Here is a 15,139-nt window from a genome sequence, read left to right as displayed (position 1 = left end):
GGCAACACCTCGTCGACAATGATGGACGAGGTGTTGTTTTGTATGCAAACAAACAAACGAACCATTGTGTTGTTGTGCTTCATCATGGCGGGGCTCTTTTGTCTTGCCGCCCGCCTTGTCCAGATTCAGCTTGTGTCCACGGAGGCCTTTGGAAAGAAAAATGTGAACCTGCTGGCGAACAGTGTGGCGCAGCGGACTCATACAGTGGTGCTCGATGATGGCAGAGGCCGCTTTGTGGACCGCAATGGTGAAGCATTAACAGACGATTATCACCCAAGCTTAATTTTATTTCCGTTTTTAAAAAATATGAGCTGGCCGTCGGAGAAGCTGGCTGCGATCCTGCATGTGGAGGAATCCGAACTGCGGCGGCAGGCCGCTGACGCCCGGCAGCCCTTTGTCTTTCAGGGAACAGGGAAGGCGTTGGAGCTGACAGTCGAACAGATGAATCAGATTAATGAACTGGGGGTGCCCGGCATTGTGGCGGCGCAGGCCAGGATCAGAGGAGACCGTCAAATCGCTTCCCATTTTATCGGCATCATCGGACAGAATACCGCGGAGCTCGCCAGACGCTATCCGGAGAAATATGGGGAAGGCAAGCTGCCGGATACGGTGCCAGTTGGCATTTCCGGACTGCAGAGAGCATTCGATGAATTTCTGCTGACCGACGGAGAAGCAAAGCTTTTGTACCATGTGGATCGGCAGGGAGAGCCAATTTTCGGCAAACGCGTGAAATATACATACCCGGCAAATCCTTTTTATCCGGTTGTACTGCAAACAACGCTGGATAAAGCTTTGCAGCAGCAGGCTGAAAAGCTGCTGGAGCAGCATGGAATTGCCAAAGGCGGACTGGTGCTCCTGGATGTGGGAACCAATGAAATCCTGGCAATGGCGAGCCGCCCGGCGCTCAGCATGGAAAGCAATGCGGCCTACCAACGCGGGGCAGTCAACTATATGCTGCAGCCGCAGTTCCCGGGATCTGTGTTCAAAACGGTAATTGCAGCTGCGGCGATTGACAAAGGTCTTGCGCCGGCAAATCGGTTGTTCGATTGCAATACGAATCCATACGGGGAAGGGGCAGGTGAGCGGCAGCTTGGCATGCTGTCCTTTGCCGACAGCTTTGCACAAAGCTGTAATCGGACCTTTGCGGATCTTGGCCGGGAACTGCAGCAGCAGGATAAGGGTGCCATTGAACATTATGCAGCGCTGCTTGGGCTTACAGGCACTGTCGGCTGGCACGGACAGCTGTTTCATTTTGCTGATTTCCGCCAGCTGCCTGAGGAACAGGAAGGGCAGATTTGGGGCGAGGAGCGCGATAAAGCTATACCAAAGGCAATTGCCCAAACCTCTATTGGGCAAAAGAATGTCCGCTTCTCTCCATTGGCCTTGGCCAATATGATGGCAACCATTGCGCGGGACGGCGTGAAGCTGCAGGTCAAGGCTGTACGGGAGATCCAATACAAGAATGGCACGAAGCTGTATCAGTTTCCACAGCAGGAGCTTCCGGGAGGCGCACTTTCCCCGGAGACAGTGAAAGAGGTGCAGCATCTGCTGCGCGGGGTGGTGTCCAGCCCGAAAGGAACAGGTTCCTTCTATTATAATCTGCCGTTGTCTGTAGCCGGAAAGAGCGGTACAGCTGAAACCGGCAGAGCAGGCTATGTCCACAAGTGGTTTGCCGGCTATTTCCCGGCCGAGGCACCGCGGTATGCCCTGGTGGTGGTTGATTTGGAAACAGCTGCAGCAGACAATCCGGGGAAGCTGGTCTTTGCTGATTATGTCAAGACAGTGGCAGCCTGGGAAGAGGCGCGTGATGTAGAGCCGCGCTGAACATGTCATTTTCGTAACAAAAGGGAATTCTTTCTTCACCCCTCCCCCGATTGGTGTTACAATAGCACATATGCAAAATGACCAACGGAGGTAATGAGATGAAGTCGGATACTCCAAACTCCCGCTTGCAGAAGAACAAAAAGAAGCGGTATACGCTGATGCTGAATGTGTTGATTGGCATTGTGCTGCTGGCAGCGGCTACGGTGGCATTCCAGGTCTTCACATCACCGAAGCAGGAAAGCAAGCCGACAACAGCCAAGCCTGCTGCGGTGGAAAAGAAGACAGTGACAAAGGAAGCCGGCTCTGCAAAAGAGAAACCAAAAGATACGGCGCCAACAGAGCAGACAAAGACAGATGAGGCAACTGCACAAGCAGATGGAGCAACAGCCACAACAACGGCAGGTGCACAAGCAGATGCACCGAAGCAATCGTCAGATGCTGTGCGCGCTTATACGAATGCGGCTTGGCAGCCGATTGGAACAAGCCAAAGCGGACCACATGAAACGAAGTATGACAGCGCATCGCAGGACTGGAAGGAAATGCTGCAGGCCGTGTCCTACGCACTTTCTACTCCTGTGGATAATATGGTGGTGCTGCATCTTGGGAACAACGGGCCGGACAAAGCAAAGGCTTTCATCCAGACAAGAGATAAGAAGCAGAAGTATAGAGTGTACATTGAATGGGTCGACCAGGCCGGCTGGAAGCCGACATTGGTGGAAGACTTGCAATAAAGAGAAGAGCACCTCAGCGGGTGCTCTTTTTCAGTGTGAAATGGACAACAGCGCTGTAATGCGGGCGTTTGCTGTCCGGATCAAAGGCGACCTGATGTGAAACACTGCGAACCTCAAGCATCAGTGCTTTATTATTTTCAATCTGCTCATTCACCTTTTTCTCCAATACGGCCAGACTGCCAGCCTCAAAAAACTCCACTTTATCCTCCATTAGCTGAAACGATAGCTGCATGTTCAGGTGCTCCCTTCGATTGGGTATATAACAAGTGTAACAAAACATCCTCCAGGATTCTAACCGTTTTCGTTGACTTTCTTGGCAATCCGGCATATTATGTTGATAAATCCGATATGAAAAAGGGGAATTAGCGGTATGGGAACAGAGTTCAACGATTTATTCGAAGAATGGGCTGAAGCATACGATTCCTTTGTTGAGGGGCAAGATCCAGAGTATAAGGAAGTATTCGCCCGGTATGAGGCGATCTTGGATAGAGTGGTGCAGCAATCCTTTGGAAATGTGCTGGAGTTTGGTGTCGGCACCGGAAATCTGACGAAGAAGCTGCTGGTATCCGGCCGGAATGTGTATGGCATTGAGCCTTCCCGGGAAATGCGCAGGATTGCAAAGCAAAAGCTGCCTGTGGGCACGAGCATCCGGGAAGGCGACTTTCTCAGCTTTGCTGCTCCGGCAGACATTGATACGATTGTCAGCACTTATGCTTTTCATCACCTCACAGACGAGGAGAAGCGCCTTGCTATAGAGAAATATGGTCAATTGCTGCGGGAAGGTGGTAAAATAGTGTTCGCTGACACGATATTTACGGACCGTGAGGCGTATGATAAGACTGTGCAGACGGCATTGGCCAAGGGCTTTACGAATTTGGCGGCTGACCTGCAACGCGAATATTATACGCTCATTCCCATTATGGAATCCATGTTTGCTGACTATGGTTTCACTGTTACGTTCACCCGCTATAATCATTTTGTCTGGGTGGTGGAGGCAGTAAAGAATTCAGAAAGAGGGATATAATTGAGAATTGCAGTAATCGGTGCAATGGAAGAAGAAGTGCGTATTCTCCGCAATCAGCTGGAGAATGCAGAAACAGAAACAGTGGCAGGAAGTGAATTCACGAAGGGAACCCTGAACGGGCATGAAGTGATCCTGTTGAAGTCCGGCATCGGCAAAGTAAATGCAGCGATGGCGACAACGATTTTGCTGGAGCGCTATCGGCCTGAAAAGGTAATTAATACAGGCTCAGCCGGTGGCTTCCACCATTCCTTGAATGTGGGAGATGTCGTGATTTCTACAGAAGTGCGTCACCACGATGTGGATGTAACTGCATTTGATTATGAGTACGGCCAAGTGCCGGGCATGCCTGCTGCTTTTACAGCTGATCCGGAGCTGGTGGCGCTTGCCGAAAAGTGCATGGGCGGGGAAAGTGATATCCAGGTTGTGAAAGGAACAATCGCAACAGGTGACTCCTTCATGAATGATCCGCAGCGCGTGGAGTTCATCCGCGGCAAGTTTGCAGATCTGTATGCGGTGGAAATGGAAGCTGCGGCAGTAGCGCAGGTTTGCCATCAGTATTTGGTGCCATTCGTCATTATCCGTGCTCTGTCTGACATTGCAGGCAAGGAATCTGATGTATCCTTTGATCAATTCCTGGATCAGGCGGCATTGCACTCTACGAACTTTGTTGTGAAAATGCTGCAGGAGCTGCAGTAAAACCAAGCCGGACAACTGAACAGATACATACAGTTGTCCGTTCTTTTTATATTGGAGGATGTAAATTATGAAGATATACCGCGGCATCCATGAACTCATCGGCCACACACCGCTCACAGAGCTTGCCAGCTTCTCTTTGCCACAAGGCGTTCGTTTGTTTGCCAAGCTGGAGTTCTACAATCCGGGCGGAAGCATTAAGGACCGGCTGGGGAAAGAGCTGGTGGAGGATGCATTGGAGAAAGGGCTCGTGCAGCCTGGCGGGACCATCATTGAGCCGACGGCCGGCAACACTGGAATCGGGCTCGCGCTGGCGGCAAAGAAATATGGCATTGAGGTGATTGTGTGCGTGCCGCAGAAGTTCAGTATGGAAAAGCAGGAGCTGATGCGGGCACTTGGGGCAACTGTGGTGAACACGCCAACGGAGCAGGGCATGACAGGGGCGATTGCCAAAGCGAAGGAGCTGCTGCAGGAGCATCCCGGTTCGTATTGCCCGCAGCAATTTGCCAATGAGGCAAATCCGCGTGCGTACTATAAAACGCTGGGGCCGGAAATTTGGGAAGCACTGGACGGCCATGTGGACATTTTCGTGGCAGGGGCGGGCAGCGGCGGCACTTTTATGGGGACATCTATTTATTTAAAAGAACAGAATCCGAGTGTGAAAACCGTCATTGTCGAGCCTGAGGGCTCCATCCTGAATGGCGGTGAACCCGGCCCACACGCAACGGAAGGCATCGGCATGGAGTTTCTGCCGCCGTTCATGAAGCCGGAGTACTTTGACAGTATCTATACAGTAGCAGACCGCGACGCATTCCGCTGCGTCAAGGAATTGGCTCAAAAGGAAGGCCTGCTTGTCGGCAGTTCTTCCGGCGCGGTGCTGTATGCATGCCTGCAGGAGGCGCAGAAGGCGCCGGCGGGCACCAATATTGTGACTATTTTCCCGGACAGCAGCGAGCGGTATTTAAGCAAGAATATATATAAAGGGTGGGATTGATTATGAAAGCAAAAACAAAGCTGATTCACGGCATCCATCTGGGCGACCCGCTGACCGGCGCAGTGACAGTTCCAATTTACCAGACGAGCACATACCGGCAGGAGGGGATTGGCAACCATAAGGGCTATGAATACTCCCGTACCGGCAACCCGACCCGTGCCGCATTGGAGGAAATGGCGGCGGTACTGGAAAACGGGCATGCCGGCTTCGCATTCGGCTCCGGCATGGCGGCCATTACAGCGGTGATGATGCTGTTTTCCGCCGGCGACCATGTCGTGCTGACGGATGATGTATACGGCGGCACGTACCGGGTCATGAGCAAGGTGCTGAACCGCTTTGGCCTCCAGCATACCTTCGTGGATACAACAAATTTGGATGAAGTCAAGGCATCCATTCAGCCGAACACAAAAGCGATTTATATTGAGACGCCGACAAATCCGCTGCTGAAGGTTACGGATATTGCGGTTGTGGCAAAGCTGGCGAAGGAGCATAACCTCCTGACCATTGTGGATAACACATTCATGACCTCCTACTTCCAGCAGCCCCTCACGCTTGGAGCGGACATCGTGCTGCACAGCGCCACGAAATATTTGGGCGGCCACAGTGACGTTGTCGCCGGCATTGTTGTGGTGAACAGCGAACAACTGGCGCAGGATCTGCACTTTGTCCAAAACTCCACAGGTGGCGTGCTTGGCCCGCAGGACAGCTGGCTGCTGCTGCGCGGTCTGAAAACACTCGGTGTGCGGATGCAGGAGCATGAGATGAATGCCCAGGCCATTGTGAGATTTCTGCAGCAGCATCCGAAGGTGAAAAAGGTGTTCTACCCGGGGTTGGCGGAGCATCCTGGACATGAGATTGCACAGCGGCAGGCAAGCGGCTTTGGCGCCATTATTTCCTTTGATGTAGACAGCGAGGAAACACTGCAGCAGCTGATGGGCAAGGTGAAATATTTCACGCTGGCTGAAAGTCTTGGGGCAGTGGAAAGCTTAATTTCAGTTCCATCCAAAATGACGCATGCTTCCATTCCGGCAGAGCGCCGCGCCGCGCTTGGCATTACCGATACGCTGATCCGCATTTCCGTTGGGATTGAGGATCATGAGGATTTAATCGAAGATCTCACTCAGGCGCTTGGCGAATAAAGAGGGAGAGATGCCCCGCACCGGGCATCTCTTTTTTGATTGGAAACATTTACTCCCTACCTATATTTTATCATTCTGATAAAATGGTATATGGGAGAGTGATAGCATATGAAGACGGCGAGGGAGCTGCAGCAAAAGCATGCAGACTATGTCCGATTCGGCCAAGTGCTTTTGGCAGTCGGTGCCTTTCTGATGATTGGCCTGCTGCTGCCGAATCATGATAAGCAGGCACTGCAGATTTATGCGATGATGGTTGCCATCACTGGATTTTTGGGAGCTTCTTTCTTCTTTTTCCGCCGCGCCAAACTGGCGCAGCAGCAAGCAGAAGAAATAGAATATGAGCAAGGATGAGACCTCCGGCTTCGGAGGTCTCTTTTATTTTCTTTTATTTGATGGTTCCGGAGCTTTCCAGCTTGACCTGTGTCTGTATCCGGAAAACGGCCTTTGGATATAATTCCTTCCACTTCTTCCAATCTTCATCCTTATTATAGTGCGAAGCCAAATAACGCTCGCCAAAGCCGATTGGGTCCAACTCCTGCTGCTGCAGCTGCTTCAGCACCTTTGACAGTCGTCCGTCCATTTCCTTTGCCGCCAGCTTTTCCAGGTGCGGAATGGCATCAGGCGAGATATTCTTCTGGGCTTCTTCAACAATCCCGGTCAAATTGGCTGTTATCATAATGTCCAGCCCGCTGCCGTTTTTGCGGTCCTGTAAATCGTACGTAATTTTGAGGTTCTCTATGTTGATGTAATATAACAGGCCGCCATCCTTTACTTTAATGCTGAATTTCTCGAAGGAGGTCATAAGCTCGTTCAGAATCCGTGTGTCATGCCGGTTCAGAACGAGTTTAATCCCTTTTTTATCAAACAGGGCCACCTTGTCGATCAAAAAATAGCCTTTTCTTGCCTCTGTAACCGGCATGTAGGGATCGAGCCCTTTCTCGTGCAGCCGGCGGTAAAAGTCGAATAAGTAGGTAGTAATAATATAAGGAGATTCCGTTCCCTCCCGGCCGAAGGTGAGAAACAGCGCATTGGAGGGAAGGCGCTCTGACTTCGGCTTTACCTTCAGCACGTCGTAAGCACTGGGGCGGCCGATGGTCAACCAGGAAATCTCCTGAATATCCCGGCGCCGGGTGAACCAATCAATGATGTCCAGCATGTCAGCCTTCGGGATGTCTTCGTCAAGCACAAACACCTTGGCATGCGCAAAGTCCAGTTCTTTATCCACCTTGGATTTCGCATTGCGCACTGCCTCAGCAATGGAATTGGCATCCTCGGTGATAATCTGAAAATTTTCCTTTCCCGGCACAATTTTCGGGGATGGAATCGCCAGCTTCAGGGAAACCCTGTATTTCTTTGTGCCTTCCTCCAGCGCATCAATGCCCATGCTGACAACAAAAAAGCGTTTGTCCAAATCCTTGAGAGAGCAGCCAGCGAAAAGAAACAAGAGGAAGCATAGCAGCAGCCATTTCCGTTTCATTGTACCGCCTTCCTTCGGCTGATCCACCAAATCAGCAACACCAGGCCCATCTCGCTCACCAGCCGCACCTCATGCCAGGTGCGGGCAAAGCTGATGGTCTGCAGTTCATTTAATTGCTTTTCAATGAGGAAAGCACTGGCGGTAAACAGAACCAGGATACCGGTGGGCAGCCAGTTTTTCCAATTCCGTGTTTCGCTCTGCATGTCTTCCTGCCATTTTCGCGGCAAAATACTTTTCACGAATTCCAGGGCAACATGCCATTTAATGCTGGCCTGCAAGAAGGCCAGAAATGCATATAGGGCCAGAAATGTATACAGCACCCGTTCCATCACGCCCAATTCCATCCTCATGGAATCTGCAGTTGAAATCCACGGATATATATAATATCCGACCCCATCTATGCCGAGCATGCCAATTGGGATGAGAAAGGTGGTGGCGAGATTGAAGGCAGCGACAACCGGAATGGCCCAAGCATACTTTAGTTGAATGCCGTCGTGAAGCGAGCGATTGAAAACGGCCATTTTTAAATAGCCGGTGAATACATAGGTGGAAGCAGCAAGGGAAGCGAAGCTTGGCACCTGCCAAATATAGTCGCTCATCCGCCGTATGGCAAACCAGTCCAAGTGCTCTTCGCGCAGGGACTTAAAAATAATAAAGAAGAGGGCCGGGGAAACAAACATCAGAATAATTTCTGTTCCGTACAGAATGGATGAAGAAGGGCGCTGTGCCACAAAGACAATAATAATGGTAAATAACAGGATAATTCCCACGCGGGAGATGTCCGGGTTCAGAAACCGGCGGACAATGCTGGTAATGGCAAGGATGACAAGTGAACCGGCAAGCAGCCACATTCCCCCCAAATACAGCTTAATACACTGGCTGAACCAGCGAGGCAGATGCTCATCCAGAATTTCCGGGAGCCCTTTGCCCGGAAATTTTGCCAGTGATTTAGAAAAAAGCAGCAGCATGAGCATGCCAAGCGGCAGAGCGAGTAGAATGGCGCTCGATGCTCCATGAAAACGGTCGGCGGTCAGCACGGTTGGGGTAAACAGCAGAATGTTCGACAGCATATTCATGAGAATAATGTAGTAGAAATAACGAGTCAAAGCGGCTCCCCCCTTCCCGGTTATTTTCTTGGAATCTGTACATCCCGCTTCTGTGCGGCTGTATTGGAAAACAGCTGCAGATACGGTTTTCCATAGGAGCGGATATCAGTCAAGACAAAGATTGCAAGCACCAGTCCGCCAATGATTCCAATTAACCCGTACATGGAACCCGCAATCAGCAGCAGGTATTTGATGATGCGGACGGCAAAGCTCATGGAATTGATCGGGATGACAAAGTTGGCCAAGGCAACGGCTGCCACAATGATAATCATGATATTGGATACAAGCCCGGCAGCCGCGGCAGCCTGTCCAAGGATCAAGCCTCCGACCGTTGTCGCTGTCGGCCCGATTGCCTTTGGCAGCCGGATGGAGGACTCCGTGATCAGCTCCATCATCAGCAGCATGAAGGAAACCTCCAAATAGGAAGGATACGGAACAGCAGCCCGGCTGCCTGCAATGGTCAAGGCAAATTGCACCCGAAAAATTTCCGGGTTATAGGAAGTCAGTGCCGTGTAAAGAGCAGGCAGTGTAAGTGAGGTGAGCAGGCCGATATAGCGCAGTAAAAGCAGGGAACGGCTGATCCAGAAATGCAGATATAAATCATCCATGCTCTGGAAGAATTCAAGAAAGGTGCAAGGCGCAATCAGTACAAAGGATGTACCATCCAACAGAATGACAATTTGCCCTTTGGAAAGGGCGAATGCAGCCCGGTCCTGTCGCTGTGTAATGAGCATCCGGGGAATCAAGACCCGCTTCTGCTTGGTGAGGGCATTCTCCAGTTGTCCGACAGCCTGCAGCATATCCAGCTTCAGCTCCTCGAGCTGTAAGGCCTGCTGGTCCACAAGCTCGGTGTCATACATGACTGCAACCTGTGTTCTGGAAAGTCTCCCGATGACATATTGGTCCAGATGCAGGCTGGCAGCCTGATAGCGGCTGCGGATCACCTGCAGGCTGGTGGCCAGGTTCTCGCTCAGCCCGTATTGCGGGCCCTGCAGGGTGGTCTCCACTGTTGTTTCATTTAACCCGACATCCAATTCCTTTTGGGCCGCCACCATATAGATGGCTTCCTCGAGCAGCAGGACGGCTGAGCCGCTGAGCATTTGCTGCAGCGCATCTGCAACATCTTGATAAGGAGTAATTTGTGGGCTTGAATGCAACGCCTCAAGGAAAGCCTTGCTGTCCCCAATCTGCCGAAACGGCTGGATGATGGCAGTTTCGAGCTTTTGCAGGTCGCAAATACTGGAAACATAAATCAAATCAGCCGACCGGCCGTGAGCGGAAAGCTGCTGCACCTGGTAGTCATTCAATGGCTGCAGCTTTGCCAGCAGCTTGTCCTTTACAAGCTTTATATACTCCCGCGTATCCATCGAATTCCCCTCCATCCGGCATGTTCTACTCTTTCTTATGTGTCAAAAGGCTGCAAATCATGCATTCTGCAGATTGCGGCAGAGCAGCTCTGTTGTGTTTTCGTGTATATAAGAAACAATTGCAGATACAATACGTAGTATCTCACATTGTGAACCTGCACATGCAGGCTGGGGGGATGAGACATGGTTGTGGAGACGGGAATACAGGGATTGGACCAGCTGTTGGGAGGCGGGATTCCGCAGCATGCTTCTGTGTTGGTGGAAGGGCCTCCCGGCAGCGGCAAGACCATTATGGGCATGCAATACATTTGGCGCGGCGTCGCGCGTGGAGAACCGGGTATCTATATCGTGATACAGGAGCTCCCGGAGCAGCTGCACCAGCAAATGCAGTCTTTTGGCTGGAATTCACGTTCGGCTGAACAGCAGGGGAAGCTGCAGCTTCTCAGCATTGACCCGTATGCGTTATATCATGATATGCTGGCAACAGAGGGTTTGCTGGAGCGCATTATAGGCAGCATGCATTGCCAACGTTTGGTAATTGACGGCATCGGGTTATTTTCATGCTTTGCTCCGGACAAGAGGGAGCAGCGGGCAGTGCTGTATACACTGCGGAATTTGCTGCGCCGTAAGGGTGTGACAGCCCTTCTGATCAATGAAGGTTCTATGGCGCAGGAAGGCTACAATATGGAGCACTACATGATGGACGGGGTGCTGCAGCTGCGCAACCGCAAAAAGGGGCGGCAGCTTGAGCGTACAGTTGAGGTGCTGAAAATGCGCGGAGTGCCGGCGGCAGAAGGGGAGCATCCCTATCGCATCACCGGACAGGGCATCGTAATTGAACCTTTGGATTCCAAGGAGTAGGGGGCGCAGCATGGACGATTTCATTTCTGGAGATGTAAAGCAGGAATGTATGCAGTTTTTTGAACAAAATCCATTCTCGCTGGAGAGTGCTTACAGCCTGCAGCAAAAGCTGGGGCGAAAACCGGAAGTTTTACAGGCGGCTTTACATACGCTTGCTACAGAAAAACGGGTGAAGTCATTTGCGGGGGTGCATCCTTTGTATCGGCTGCAGCAGGAGCAGGCATCGCCGGTGGAGCCTTTACAGAAAAGCGGAGAGAAGCGAGAGGGCCATGAGGGCTTCTCCCGCTCCTTGCATCAGCTGACAAAACGTGAAAAGGATATTGTCAAGCTGCTGATGCAGGGCAAGAACAATCAGGAAATTGGAGAAGCCTTGTTCATCAGCCCGAATACAGTCAAGAATCATATTACCAATATTTATGCCAAATTGCAGGTGCATGACCGGTATGAGCTCATCTCACTTGTATATAAGTGGCAAAATTCGCCCTGTCTGTTCTGAGCCTTGCTTGGAAGACGGGGCTTTTTCATGGAAGTGCGGACTGGCAAATGAGGTTTCTCATCCTTAAATCCTGTAATAAGGATATAGGAAGAGGGTACTAATATGGATTGGACGGTTGGCGCTGAAAATAGGAAATATGGATTATAGGATGACTGATAGATTTATGACAAAATAAGAGGTACAAGGGATATGCCCTTTTTATTCCGACAATAAATCGTATTTTTTATATAGATAGTTATACAGAGAGGAGAACCATACATGGGAATTAAACAGATGGCTTGGAAATGGCTGAATGTTGAGGATGCACTGGCAGAAGCTGTTGCCGAGCAGGCAAAGGTTGTAGAAGCATGCATGTCTTTTTCCCGTGCTGTGCAGGAAGCGGCAGCTTCATTCGCGGCTCAGGGAACAACAGTGGAAGAACAGGCAGCCGACCAGCAGCGTTCAGAGCGTGCACTGACAGAACTGGCCATGCAAGCGAAGCAATTGAACGAGCTGATTGAAAATGCAGGAGAGCTGCTGGAGGCTGTGAAGGCATATGATTGGACAAGTGGTTCAGCCGCAGCCGTACAGACTGGACAAACAGCCTCCCGCGCAGAGAAGGCGCTGCAAGAAGCACGTCAACAGACGGGTGCCCTGCAGCATACAATGCAAGTCGTCGAAAAGCAAATGCATGAGCTGGCAGAAGGAGCGAAGGTGTTTTCTTCGGCTGCACAGGGGCATACAGAGACTCTGCAGGAGCTCCGCCACATGGCTGCTGATATGCAGCAGTTGGTTACAGAGGGAACTGGTCTGACAACTGCCTTTACAGCGCTGTGCGAGGAGACATTCCGCGCTGTGCAGGATACGGCTGCTGCAGTAGCGGGAGTTGCAGGAAATGCAACGGACGCGACGGCATCCATGGAAGAGGTATCAGCAGCAGTGGAAGAAATGGGCAGCCAAATCAAAGGCGTGGCAGTAAATGCGGAGAGCTTGACGGTGTCAGCCCAGGAAACAGCGGCGGCCATGCAGGAGATGGCAGCTTCCGTCGAGCAGGTGGCGGGCAATGCGTCCAGCACGGCAGGCTCTGTTGAACAAATTTCCAAATCCATTGAAGAGATGGGGAATTCCATTGTTGGTGTGGCACTAAATGCAGAGGATTTGCTGCATGCGGCGGCAGAAACAGACGGCGCTGTACAGGAACTGGCTTCCTCGATTGAACAGGTGGCCGGCAACGCACAAAGCACATCCGCCTCTGTGGAAGAAGTGTCTGCGGCGATTGAAGAAATGGGCAGCCAGATTAAGGGAGTGGCCGGCAACGCGGAAAGTCTGACAGCGTCAGCCCAGGAAACAGCGGCAGCGATGCAGGAGATGGCAGCTTCCGTCGAGCAGGTGGCGGGCAATGCGTCCAGCACAGCGGGCTCTGTTGAGCAGATTGTAAAGTCCATTGAAGAAATGAGCACTTCCATTGGGGGAGTGGCAGAGAATGCGGCAAGCCTGACTGCAGCTGCAGGGGAAACTGCGGCATCCATTCAGGAAATGGCAGTTTCTGTGGAACAGGTGGCCGGCAACGCACAAAGCACGTCCGCCTCTGTGGAAGAAGTGTCTGCGGCGATTGAAGAAATGGGCAGCCAAATTAAAGGTGTGGCCGGCAACGCAGAAAGTCTGACAGCGTCAGCCCAGGAAACAGCGGCAGCGATGCAGGAGATGGCAGCTTCCGTCGAGCAGGTGGCAGGCAATGCGTCCAGCACAGCGGGCTCTGTTGAGCAGATTGCAAAGTCTATCGAAGAAATGAGCACTTCCATTGGGGGAGTGGCAGAGAATGCGGCAAGCCTGACTGCAGCTGCAGGGGAGACAGCGGCATCCATTCAGGAAATGGCAGTTTCTGTGGAACAGGTGGCAGGGAATGCGCAAAGCACATCCGCCTCTGTTGAGGAAGTATCAGCAGCGATTGAAGAAATGGGCAGCCAAATCAAAGGCGTGGCCGGCAACGCAGAAAGTTTGACAGCCTCTGTACAGGAAACAGCGGCAGCGATGCAGGAGATGGCGGCTTCCGTCGAGCAGGTGGCAGGCAATGCGTCCAGCACAGCAGGCTCTGTTGAGCAGATTGTAAAGTCTATCGAAGAAATGAGCACTTCCATTGGGGGAGTGGCAGAGAATGCGGCAAGCCTGACTGCAGCTGCAGGGGAGACAGCGGCATCCATTCAGGAAATGGCAGCGTCCATTGAACAAGTGGCAGGGAACGCGCAAAGTACGGCGGCTTCTGTTGAGGAAGTATCGGCAGCCATTGAAGAAATGGGCAGTCAAATCCGTGGTGTGGCAGGCAATGCCGGCAATCTGACACTTACCATTCAAGAGACTTCTGCAGCTATTGAAGAAATGGCGGCATCTGTAGAGCAGGTGGCAGGCAACAGCTCCAGCACAGCCAGCTCTGTGGAACAAATCTCTGCATCTATTGAGCAGGTCAGCAATGCAGTGAAACATACAGCCGGCAATGCGGAGAGCCTGACAGTATCTGCACAGGAGACAGCAGCATCTATTGAAGAGATGGCGGCATCCATTGAACAGGTAGCCCAGAATGCGGCTACAATCAATCAGCTGAGCGTGAAGGTGAACGAAGATGCGAATGTCGGGAAGCAAGCGGTGTTGCAATCCATTCATGGCATGAGCGAAATTGGCAAAGTAGTGAAGCAGGCATCCGATGTGATCGGAAACCTCGGCCGCAGCTCCAATGAAATTGGCAGCATCATTGAAGTGATCGATGATATTGCAGAACAGACAAATCTGTTGGCTCTGAACGCGGCAATTGAGGCGGCGCGTGCCGGCGAGCATGGAAAGGGCTTTGGCGTCGTGGCTGATGAAGTGCGCAAGCTGGCAGAACGCACAGCGGCTGCTACAAAAGAGATTTCCAAGCTGATTAAAGGAATTCAAGGCGAGACGGTACAGGTCATTAAAGCAATTGAAATTGGTTCTGAAAAGGTAGAAGAAGGCAACCGGCTGTCTGAATCCGCGAATATGGCTATGGAGCGCATTGTGACAGGAATTGCTGATATCACGGAAGAGATCAGCCAGGTTACTGTGGCAACAAAAGAACAGTCTGACCAGTCTAAATCGATTGTAAAAGCAGTCGAGAATGTGACGCATCAGGCGGAGGCTGTAACTGCTTCTGCGAAGGAGCAAGCACAGGCTGTGGAAGAGATTGTATACGGCGTGCAAAGTGCCCGCGAGCAGGTGCGCCAAATTACGCAGGCAACAGCCGAGCAGGCGGAGCAAGCGCAAAATATTGTGGCAGCTGTAGCGCGTATGAATGAGCAGGCTGACCAAGTATCGCTGGCTTCCAGAGAGCTGACAAATGGAGCGGATGAAGTCATTCAGGGTGTAGTAAATGCGCGTGAGCAGGTGCGTCAGATTACGGAAGCAGCTGTGGAACAGGCGAAGCAGGCAACAACGA

The 15,139-nt window shown here is 51.8% G+C and carries 14 protein-coding genes; 10 read left to right on the top strand and 4 right to left on the bottom strand.

Going from position 1 to position 15,139, the window contains the following annotated elements; genetic code table 11:
• Positions 1 to 42 precede the first annotated feature (42 nt).
• On the top strand, positions 43 to 1,824 hold the full coding sequence (locus NK662_RS01725; RefSeq protein WP_254756723.1) for a peptidoglycan D,D-transpeptidase FtsI family protein: 1,782 nt from the start codon (positions 43 to 45) through the stop codon (positions 1,822 to 1,824).
• 98 nt (positions 1,825 to 1,922) lie between these two features.
• Complete coding sequence (locus NK662_RS01720) at positions 1,923 to 2,555, top strand: YrrS family protein (protein WP_254756721.1); 633 nt, start codon at positions 1,923 to 1,925, stop codon at positions 2,553 to 2,555.
• A gap of 13 nt (positions 2,556 to 2,568) precedes the next feature.
• Here NK662_RS01720 and NK662_RS01715 read toward each other — a convergent pair whose 3' ends face one another.
• Positions 2,569 to 2,787 (bottom strand): YrzA family protein, encoded by a 219-nt coding sequence (locus NK662_RS01715; RefSeq protein WP_254756719.1) that lies wholly within the window; start codon positions 2,785 to 2,787, stop codon positions 2,569 to 2,571.
• A gap of 138 nt (positions 2,788 to 2,925) precedes the next feature.
• Here NK662_RS01715 and NK662_RS01710 point away from each other — a divergent pair, with 138 nt between their 5' ends.
• From NK662_RS01710 to NK662_RS01690, 5 genes are all read left to right on the top strand, one after another.
• Positions 2,926 to 3,579 carry a class I SAM-dependent methyltransferase gene (locus NK662_RS01710; RefSeq protein ID WP_254756717.1) on the top strand — a complete coding sequence of 218 codons (654 nt, stop codon included), beginning with the start codon at positions 2,926 to 2,928 and terminating at the stop codon, positions 3,577 to 3,579.
• Positions 3,580 to 4,275: a 5'-methylthioadenosine/S-adenosylhomocysteine nucleosidase gene (gene mtnN, locus NK662_RS01705; RefSeq protein ID WP_254756715.1), complete on the top strand. Its 696-nt coding sequence runs from the start codon at positions 3,580 to 3,582 to the stop codon at positions 4,273 to 4,275.
• 67 nt (positions 4,276 to 4,342) lie between these two features.
• Complete coding sequence (locus NK662_RS01700; RefSeq protein WP_254756713.1) at positions 4,343 to 5,266, top strand: PLP-dependent cysteine synthase family protein; 924 nt, start codon at positions 4,343 to 4,345, stop codon at positions 5,264 to 5,266.
• 2 nt (positions 5,267 to 5,268) lie between these two features.
• Positions 5,269 to 6,405, top strand: coding sequence for a bifunctional cystathionine gamma-lyase/homocysteine desulfhydrase (locus NK662_RS01695; RefSeq protein WP_254756711.1), 1,137 nt, complete (start codon positions 5,269 to 5,271; stop codon positions 6,403 to 6,405).
• Between the two features lie 108 nt (positions 6,406 to 6,513).
• The gene (locus NK662_RS01690) at positions 6,514 to 6,756 is read left to right on the top strand and encodes a YrhC family protein (RefSeq protein ID WP_254756709.1); all 243 of its coding nucleotides are present in this window, start codon (positions 6,514 to 6,516) and stop codon (positions 6,754 to 6,756) included.
• 34 nt (positions 6,757 to 6,790) lie between these two features.
• Here NK662_RS01690 and NK662_RS01685 read toward each other — a convergent pair whose 3' ends face one another.
• The 3 genes from NK662_RS01685 to NK662_RS01675 are packed head-to-tail and all read right to left on the bottom strand — an operon-like array spanning position 6,791 to position 10,355.
• Positions 6,791 to 7,882 (bottom strand): Ger(x)C family spore germination protein, encoded by a 1,092-nt coding sequence (locus NK662_RS01685; protein WP_254756708.1) that lies wholly within the window; start codon positions 7,880 to 7,882, stop codon positions 6,791 to 6,793.
• The gene (locus NK662_RS01680; protein WP_254756706.1) at positions 7,879 to 8,988 is read right to left on the bottom strand and encodes a GerAB/ArcD/ProY family transporter; all 1,110 of its coding nucleotides are present in this window, start codon (positions 8,986 to 8,988) and stop codon (positions 7,879 to 7,881) included. The genes NK662_RS01685 and NK662_RS01680 overlap by 4 nt, the downstream gene beginning before the upstream one ends.
• 20 nt (positions 8,989 to 9,008) lie before the next feature.
• On the bottom strand, positions 9,009 to 10,355 hold the full coding sequence (locus tag NK662_RS01675; protein WP_254756704.1) for a spore germination protein: 1,347 nt from the start codon (positions 10,353 to 10,355) through the stop codon (positions 9,009 to 9,011).
• Between the two features lie 183 nt (positions 10,356 to 10,538).
• On the opposite strand from NK662_RS01675, the gene NK662_RS01670 reads away from it, so the two are divergent.
• From NK662_RS01670 to NK662_RS01660, 3 genes are all read left to right on the top strand, one after another.
• Positions 10,539 to 11,216, top strand: coding sequence for an RAD55 family ATPase (locus NK662_RS01670; RefSeq protein WP_254756702.1), 678 nt, complete (start codon positions 10,539 to 10,541; stop codon positions 11,214 to 11,216).
• A 10-nt stretch (positions 11,217 to 11,226) separates the two neighbouring features.
• A complete protein-coding gene (locus NK662_RS01665) occupies positions 11,227 to 11,712 on the top strand; it encodes a response regulator transcription factor (protein WP_254756700.1) in 486 nt (161 codons plus the stop codon).
• Between the two features lie 258 nt (positions 11,713 to 11,970).
• Positions 11,971 to 15,139, top strand: a 3,169-nt coding sequence (locus NK662_RS01660) for a methyl-accepting chemotaxis protein (RefSeq protein WP_254756698.1), incomplete at its 3' end; no start/stop codon positions are given.

The sequence above is a fragment of the Ectobacillus ponti genome, assembly GCF_024294785.1.
Taxonomy (GTDB): domain Bacteria; phylum Bacillota; class Bacilli; order Bacillales; family Bacillaceae_G; genus Ectobacillus; species Ectobacillus ponti.
Note: the sequence above shows the minus strand (reverse complement) of the source record. Positions and strands in the feature narration are given on the sequence as shown.

What these genes read in the sequence shown, in the direction of transcription:
- NK662_RS01725 (WP_254756723.1), top strand. Translation starts at nt 43, where the DNA reads ATGCAAACAAACAAACGAACCATTGTGTTGTTGTGCTTCATCATGGCG.
- NK662_RS01720 (WP_254756721.1), top strand. Translation starts at nt 1,923, where the DNA reads ATGAAGTCGGATACTCCAAACTCCCGCTTGCAGAAGAACAAAAAGAAG.
- NK662_RS01715 (WP_254756719.1), bottom strand. Translation starts at nt 2,787, where the DNA reads ATGCAGCTATCGTTTCAGCTAATGGAGGATAAAGTGGAGTTTTTTGAG.
- NK662_RS01710 (WP_254756717.1), top strand. Translation starts at nt 2,926, where the DNA reads ATGGGAACAGAGTTCAACGATTTATTCGAAGAATGGGCTGAAGCATAC.
- NK662_RS01700 (WP_254756713.1), top strand. Translation starts at nt 4,343, where the DNA reads ATGAAGATATACCGCGGCATCCATGAACTCATCGGCCACACACCGCTC.
- NK662_RS01695 (WP_254756711.1), top strand. Translation starts at nt 5,269, where the DNA reads ATGAAAGCAAAAACAAAGCTGATTCACGGCATCCATCTGGGCGACCCG.
- NK662_RS01690 (WP_254756709.1), top strand. Translation starts at nt 6,514, where the DNA reads ATGAAGACGGCGAGGGAGCTGCAGCAAAAGCATGCAGACTATGTCCGA.
- NK662_RS01685 (WP_254756708.1), bottom strand. Translation starts at nt 7,882, where the DNA reads ATGAAACGGAAATGGCTGCTGCTATGCTTCCTCTTGTTTCTTTTCGCT.
- NK662_RS01675 (WP_254756704.1), bottom strand. Translation starts at nt 10,355, where the DNA reads ATGGATACGCGGGAGTATATAAAGCTTGTAAAGGACAAGCTGCTGGCA.
- NK662_RS01670 (WP_254756702.1), top strand. Translation starts at nt 10,539, where the DNA reads ATGGTTGTGGAGACGGGAATACAGGGATTGGACCAGCTGTTGGGAGGC.
- NK662_RS01665 (WP_254756700.1), top strand. Translation starts at nt 11,227, where the DNA reads ATGGACGATTTCATTTCTGGAGATGTAAAGCAGGAATGTATGCAGTTT.